Source organism: Virgibacillus alimentarius, from assembly GCF_000709085.1.
In the GTDB taxonomy this organism is placed as follows: Bacteria; Bacillota; Bacilli; order Bacillales; family Amphibacillaceae; genus Virgibacillus_B; species Virgibacillus_B alimentarius.
Genome location: NZ_JFBD01000066.1, coordinates 54,454 through 61,654, shown reverse-complemented (window position 1 = coordinate 61,654; position 7,201 = coordinate 54,454). Strand labels below are relative to the sequence as shown.

The 7,201-nt window shown below is 35.4% G+C and carries 6 protein-coding genes; 1 reads left to right on the top strand and 5 read right to left on the bottom strand.

All coding sequences use genetic code 11. The annotated features are described in order from the left end of the window. Positions 1-547 precede the first annotated feature (547 nt). The gene (locus GZ63_RS0111195) at positions 548-1,393 is read left to right on the top strand and encodes a metallophosphoesterase family protein (RefSeq protein WP_029269566.1); all 846 of its coding nucleotides are present in this window, start codon (positions 548-550) and stop codon (positions 1,391-1,393) included. Positions 1,394-1,532: 139 nt separating this feature from the next. Here GZ63_RS0111195 and GZ63_RS0111190 read toward each other — a convergent pair whose 3' ends face one another. From GZ63_RS0111190 to GZ63_RS0111170, 5 genes are read right to left on the bottom strand one after another with little or no spacing between them, the layout of a single operon-like run. Next, complete coding sequence (locus tag GZ63_RS0111190) at positions 1,533-4,190, bottom strand: YfhO family protein (RefSeq protein WP_051681475.1); 2,658 nt, start codon at positions 4,188-4,190, stop codon at positions 1,533-1,535. Beyond that, complete coding sequence (locus GZ63_RS0111185) at positions 4,184-4,564, bottom strand: GtrA family protein (protein WP_029269564.1); 381 nt, start codon at positions 4,562-4,564, stop codon at positions 4,184-4,186. Before GZ63_RS0111185 ends, GZ63_RS0111190 begins: the two co-directional genes overlap by 7 nt. Then, positions 4,545-5,513, bottom strand: a complete 969-nt coding sequence (locus tag GZ63_RS0111180) for a glycosyltransferase family 2 protein (protein WP_029269563.1) — start codon at positions 5,511-5,513, stop codon at positions 4,545-4,547. Before GZ63_RS0111180 ends, GZ63_RS0111185 begins: the two co-directional genes overlap by 20 nt. Positions 5,514-5,521: 8 nt before the next feature. Then, positions 5,522-6,334: a glycerophosphodiester phosphodiesterase gene (locus GZ63_RS0111175; protein WP_084179229.1), complete on the bottom strand. Its 813-nt coding sequence runs from the start codon at positions 6,332-6,334 to the stop codon at positions 5,522-5,524. A 32-nt stretch (positions 6,335-6,366) separates the two neighbouring features. After that, positions 6,367-7,191: a carbohydrate ABC transporter permease gene (locus GZ63_RS0111170; protein WP_029269559.1), complete on the bottom strand. Its 825-nt coding sequence runs from the start codon at positions 7,189-7,191 to the stop codon at positions 6,367-6,369. Between the last annotated feature and the right edge of the window lie 10 nt (positions 7,192-7,201).

Genomic DNA, 7,201 nt, shown 5'->3' with positions numbered 1-7,201 from the left:
TTCTGTTTTTTGCTGGTTTAGCTTCGTGTTGCTTTTTTTAAGTGAATTGCACCTTGATAATCAAATAGTTATTTATTTTTCTTTTGACATACTACCGCAGGTCTTTATCAAACATTGTTTACTGTACTATATATATTATGGCTGTTAAAAAAATATGTCAAACTTGTTACGGTTTTCTAAATTGTTTGTACCCCATCTTAAGTATTAGTTATTTTATCATAGTTTGTAATAACTTGTTATTTTAAGTCTATATTTCTGCGATAAAAGTCATGAAAAGACATAGGAAAAAGAGATATTAGCAAGCAATATAGATAAAAATGACTAGGTGAATTTTTCCAGGAAATTTTATAGCAGATTGAGTGTTGTTGCAATCATATTTATTAAAAAATCATACAAATCATACAAACTTCAGAAGTAACTTTACAATCTTTTAATGCACAGTTAATCACAAATTAATACTACACTATTATACTTGTAAGTGAAGATAATAGTGACCACTTACTTTAGACTATTATCCCCTATTTAAAAATTGGGAAGGAGAATTTAAATGAGAGTTGCTTTAATGGGAGATTTACATTATCCAGCAATTGACGAAACAGTTCCAGGATTGGCCGATGCACACAGCAGGTTTTTTCAGTCATTGATTGAGCACTTTTTAGAAATTGATGCTCATATGCACGTATCCATTGGGGATCTAACAAACTTTGGCCATGCCTCTGAACTAATCGGAGTTTACAATCTTTTAAACCAAAGGGATAGAAACTTTTACCATGCCTTAGGCAATCACGATTTATACGCACTCCCAAGAAAAGACGTGCTCACACTTACTGGACAATGCCGATATCATACTATTTCAACAGATGAAGCAATATTCGCCTTCTTGGATACTGCCAGAGAAATGGACCTAGAAGATTATGGGGGCTGGATTGACGACGAGCAACTGCAGTGGTTTGAAAATATAGTTCAAACATCAGGAACAAAACCATTATTCGTGTTTGCACATCATCCTGTTTATAATACAACAAAAAACTCTGAACTTGATAAAAGTTCTATACATCCAAGTATTGATATGTGGAAAATTTTAGAGCAAAAGGAAGGTATTGGGGTATATTTAAACGGTCATACACATGTCGATTCTATTGTCCAAGAAAAGAATTGGACATTTCTCCAAACCTCTGCCTGTCTTGATCAACAATCATTCAGGATCATCGATATTGAAAAAGAAGAAATAAACATCGCTTCACTTGATATTATTGATAAAGACTTAACAGAAAGCGCCTCTATTATTTACAATAATATCAATTATTTTAGACACAATCCGAATGCCCGTGGACAAGAGTCGGACCGACAATGTCGCATCCCTTTGCTGCCCATGATAGACCAAACTTCATAGAATAAATTTATCCTTACAATAAAATACTAATATGTTACAACATAAACACCCAAATATCACCTGGAAGCAGCCCATAAATACGGAAGAAAAAGGGAAACTGAACTTGATGATATTTGGGTATTTATTAATTTTTTATCCTTTACCTCAACCATTTTATCCTGTTTTTCCTAATAAATAGGAATGTAATCAAAGACATACAAGTTATAAAGAGTGATAAGAAAAAGGAAGGCGGATAATAAACAAGCGTAATTTTATTCATTCCTTCTTTTAATGCAATACCAATAAAAGCGTAATTAGCTTGTTTTATCTCTTTTTCCTTACCATTAATATAAACACGCCATCCTTTTTCATATGGAATGGGCAATGTCATATACTGTTGGTTTGTTTGATTATCATACGATATATTCACTTTGTTTCCTGACCATGAAATTGGTACATTAGAGTTGCTTTCATTTTTTTTCTTTGCTGATTCAAGTAATTGATAGTCTTCCCCATACAACTCTAAGTTACTCAATTTGTATTTGCCTTTAGGAAGGCGAATGGAAATACTTTTATCCTTTGGAACCCTGATGGTGATTTTATTCCTATTTGTTTTATAAATAGAATCATTCGATTTCCGGTACGTTTCAAAGTCATTTACCATTAAGCGGAATTCATCAATTTTATCATGGGATCGTTGACTTTTTTCCAAACTCTTTAAATAAAATGATACATAATAATCTTTAACAGCTGGGTTTGTTTGTTCAGGAATGAGATTCAATCCCCCTTCTTCAGCTGTCACATCTAACACATTTCCCTCATATGTAGCACCAACTTCTTTTACCTTTGTCTGCCTAATGATGTTCTCATTTTCAGGTACCGTTTCCCCCTTTATATCGTCATCATTTAAAATAATCCCTTGTAACATCGCCCTCTCTTTTGCCACTGGGGAAGCATTCATTAAATCCTTTTCAAGAAAAACAGTATCTGTTGTTCGAATAGACGGTAGTTGGTTTTGATTCTTATAGGCAACATAGTTTCCTTCTTTGAAAATTTGTTCAAACCCGTATGGGATTAAACTTTTTTCTTCTTTTGCAATATAGTATTTGCCCCCGAGTATGCTATACAGATTCGCGCGGTCTCCCAATGATGCGTAGCGGCTTACACTTTCTCTTCCCATATCAATTTCTAAATCATATAAATAAAAATAAAGCAAGTGCTTGTTTAAAATGCTCGAATACACACTTAAACCTTTAAAATCCTGGACAATTGGTGTATTATTTCTAGTTTCTATCATCCAGTCAATCCTGGCAAATGGATCATTCTCCTTTTGCTTAATTTGCTTTATTAAATCACGTTGATTTTTCCCGTTATATTCCTCGCTCAACAAAAATTCTTTGGATACTGTTTGAACATCCCCTCCTTCGGAAATGGTGTCTTTCTGATAAAAATTTGCTATGTATAAGTTGGTTGCCAGAATTGTTAATGAAAAGAATGCTAGCATCTTCCGATTTTTAAAAAAACCGTACAATAGAAAAGGAACAACGATAAAAATAGCCGCAACAGCCTCATAAGCATCTTTTAATGAAGAAAAAACAAGCGTTTCATCATCCAGATAAAAAGCAACATACAAACCAAATGCACCGCCTAATGCTACACCCATTTGCCACCATTTGACTTTATGCATCAGCTGCAAGCCTGAAGCAGCTGTCCCTCCGGCTGCTAAAGCCAAAAAATATTCCCAGCGATATTGTGGTGCAGAAAATCCATTAAAAACACTAGCAACCATTGGACTGAAGTGCATGAAGATAGTGATTATAGTTAATCCAGCAAAAAGGGAAAATAAACGGTTTTTGTAAAACGAAAACATAAATAAGCATAAAATAACAAAGGCTGGGATAATAATAATTCTACCATCTAAAAGTGGGTTATCCGGAAAACTGTATAACGGTACCTGTTCCTCATATGGAGGACGATGATTATTCAGATACCCATAAACAGCTGGGATAAAAGACACGGCACTAATCCCTAATCCAACTAAACCGCTCCAAATATATGTTTTTATTTGCTGTATTTTACCTGTCTCATCCTGTATCTGCGGTACACTCCAACGCACCAAAATGTAAATTGCTGCAAGCAAAAAATGAACATAGGAAAAATAAAAGTTATCAAACAGGCTAATAGAGACAATCAGTGTAAATAAGCCTGGTTTCTTTTCCCTCATAATTTTTTCAATTCCAAGTAATAGCAATGGGAGCCACAACATAGCATCTGCGAAAAATTCCCAGTATGTAACATGCCTGAAGTAAATGACACTTGTTCCGTATAATGCTGCCCCAATATATGCCGGAATAATTTCCAGCTTCATATAACGGAAAAACAAAGTGGTAAATGAGATAATGAGTGCCATCCGAATGACACTAATAATCAAAGTAATATTTGCCCAATAAAAAATATCAGGCTCTTCCATCAGATGAAGAAGTTCTAGTAAAAATGTAATCAAAGTTGTTATCAGAAAGATAATCGATGTAGAAAAATAATAGCTTAATTGAGAATATATCCCTCCCCCTAATCCAAATGCATTGGAATAAAAAAAATTCCCATTTGTATATTCATCATAAAGCAACTTTTTAAAGGGTAGCATTTGTGAAAGACCATCATTGATTCCCGTCATATAACGCCCATCCATCCACTCTTTCACAAAAAACAAATGACTAAAAAAGGCCACTACTAAACTGATTACAAAAAGAGAAATAAACAGACACAAGCCTGGGTATTTTTGCAGTTTTTCTCTCCAACCTGATATTTTTCTTAACATGACGGCCTCAAAACTTTTCCCGTAGTTATGAATGTGGCGGGAACCGTGAAACATACTGCTATAATTGGAGCAATGCTGCTTTCTATTCTAAGAATATCAACAAAAAGAAACAGAAGAACCGTCGATAGTCCCGTATTAACCACCTGAGTTAGCGGGAATCGAAGAAACTTTCTTAATGTAGGTTTTATTTTATATGTAAAAAATGAATTTAAAAAGAAAGATCCCACCAGACTAACAAAAAACCCTAGAGTGTGTGCTAAAAAATAGTGAAGTTGGAAAACAGACAGACACAAAATATAAATGAGATAATAATGAAGCGTGTTAATACCCCCTACTATTATAAATTTTGTAAATTCATTGTTGATGTATCGCATACTGTTCCCTCTCTTCAATATTTGTCTGTTTAACCAAATAATGTGGTCTCTTTTTTGTTTCACTATAAATACGGCCAATATATTCTCCAATAACGCCCAGACAAATAAGTTGGATCCCCCCTAAAAATAGAATGGCAAATAATGCTATAAAGTAACTAGGAACAGAAACACCATTATTCCATACACGAAAATAAGTAGTTACCAAATAGACTAGCGATAAAATTAATATAATAGCACCGAAATATACACAAATTCTTAACGGCTTTCTGTTAAACGAAACAATCCCATCAATTCCGTAATTCAACAGCTTTGAGAAAGTCCATTTTGTCTTTCCGTTTTCCCGTTCAATATTATTATAGCAGACGGTTGTCTGGTCTAACCCGATCCAAGAGTATAACCCTTTTGAAAATCGATTGCCCTCACTAAGCAACAAAAGAGAGTTGACTGCTCTTCGGCTTAATAACCGAAAGTCCCCCTCACCATCTGCTAACTCAACATCAATGGCTTTATTTACAAAGCGGTAATACAGGGAAGTAAGCAGCGAGCGTACACGAGATTCACCCTTACGATTGCGTTTAGCAATTACCTGATCATATCCATCTTCAAATCCCTTTATCAGTTTATGAATCAGGAAAGGGGGATGCTGCAAATCAGCATCCATTAGGATAACTGCTTCCCCAACAGCATGCTCCAACCCAGCTAATACTGCTGATTCCTTGCCAAAATTCCGTGTAAAAGACAAGTATTTCACTTCCGGATAATCAAATGCCAAGCTTTGAATCGTTTCTATCGTTCCGTCCGTACTGCCATCATCAATAAAAAGTACTTCATAATCATAATATTTATAGTGCAACTGAACCATTTCTCTTCTGATTGCTTCAAGCACAGCGGCAACATTTAAAGCTTCATTAAAAGAGGGAATAATAAAGGAAACTGTTAATTGTTTCATCGTTTCACCTACTTTTTATTTTTAAATACCCGTAATTCATTTGTTTTTTCCGTTGAAACGACAGGACGATGTTCTAAGCCTATAAATTCGCTTTTCGCTTTCTTAACATCTTCTATCATTATTTCTGGGCGGTTGGTTGTAATGTGGATGTTTCCACTTATTCCCTTCATACGATTTAGAGATCCGACGTCATCGATCGTCCATGCCACAAGTTGCACACACTTATCTTGAAACAATTCTACTAATTCCTTAGTAATAAACCTATGCTGGATTGATAGATAGCTAGCTCCTGTATAATCTACTTGCTCAGCTAGCATTGTTAACCGTCCAGTGAAAACCAAGCCTATTTCAACTTTCGGATCATATTCTTTCACTTTTCTTACTGATTCATGGTCAAAAGAAATAACTACTACTTGATGATACATGTTATATTTATTGATGAGCTCGGCAACTTTTTCTTCCAGTCCCACATACAACTCACCCATTTGCTTTAACTCAATCAAAAGCCGCTTTTTTCCCTTTGCTAATGCCATTACTTCTTCCAATAAAGGGATCTTTTGTCCAACAAATTGCGGTCCAAATGATATTCCTGCATCCAGTTGAACTAAATCAAGTGCACTTTGTGTACTTACTGGGCCTTTCCCATTCGTAGTACGTTCCAGTGTATGGTCATGAATGACAACAGGGACCCCGTCTTTAGAAAGATGCACATCTAGTTCAATCGCAGAAATTTTTGATTCATTCAGAGCTAGTATAAATGCAGCTATTGTATTCTCAGGTGCTCTACTCGACCATCCGCGGTGTGCAATGCAACTATTCATCCCTTACACTCCCCTTTTCATGGATTATCATTTTACTTTATACCTGTATAAACAAAGGCACGGATAATTTGGCGTTGTGCGAAGAAAAATACAATTAATATTGGAATAACAAGGATCATATTCCCTGCCATAAGAATATGCCAGGCAACACCACCCTCTACTTCACGAAGCTTTGCAATTCCCAATGGAAGCGTTCGTGTCACATCACTTGTTGTCATGACAAGTGGCCAGAAATAATCATTCCAGTGTGTAATAAAACTAAAAAGTCCGAACGTTATCAATACTGGTTTAGCAATAGGTATCATAATTTTTAAAATAATTTTCCATTCACTTGCCCCATCCAAACGTGCAGCTTCCAACAATTCTTCTGGTACCTGTTTAAACGATTGGCGCAGCAAAAAGATACCAAACGCACTGGAAGCAAAGGGGAGAATTAGTGCCCAAAGTGTATCAAGCAGCCCCCATGCACTAAATTGTAAGTAGACTGGCAGAAATATGAGTTGTGCAGGGATCATCAATGTAATCATTGTAAGTGCAAAAAAGAATTTATTGCCTTTAAATTGATACCTGGCAAAAGCATATGCTGCAGGTATAATAGTCAAAAATTGCAAGATTAATATACTTATTGAAACAAATATACTGTTCTTAAAATAGGTTAAAAAAGGTCCAGAATTCCATGCAGCAGTAAAATTCTCCCAATGTAGACTTTCCGGCAGCCATGCAGGAGGAAAAATCATTGTCTCCCCTAACGATTTGAACGATGTAGATATCATCCAGACAAATGGAAATGCAAAAATACTGACAACAATGAGAATCCCTATACCATTCAGGAGTTTATACGGAATGGTAGTATTCATTTAACTCCCT

Bases quoted from the DNA above. Each gene is read 5' to 3' on its own strand.
- GZ63_RS0111195 (WP_029269566.1), top strand. From the start codon at position 548: ATGAGAGTTGCTTTAATGGGAGATTTACATTATCCAGCAATTGACGAA.
- GZ63_RS0111175 (WP_084179229.1), bottom strand. From the start codon at position 6,334: ATGAATAGTTGCATTGCACACCGCGGATGGTCGAGTAGAGCACCTGAG.
- GZ63_RS0111190 (WP_051681475.1), bottom strand. From the start codon at position 4,190: ATGTTAAGAAAAATATCAGGTTGGAGAGAAAAACTGCAAAAATACCCA.
- GZ63_RS0111185 (WP_029269564.1), bottom strand. From the start codon at position 4,564: ATGCGATACATCAACAATGAATTTACAAAATTTATAATAGTAGGGGGT.
- GZ63_RS0111180 (WP_029269563.1), bottom strand. From the start codon at position 5,513: ATGAAACAATTAACAGTTTCCTTTATTATTCCCTCTTTTAATGAAGCT.
- GZ63_RS0111170 (WP_029269559.1), bottom strand. From the start codon at position 7,191: ATGAATACTACCATTCCGTATAAACTCCTGAATGGTATAGGGATTCTC.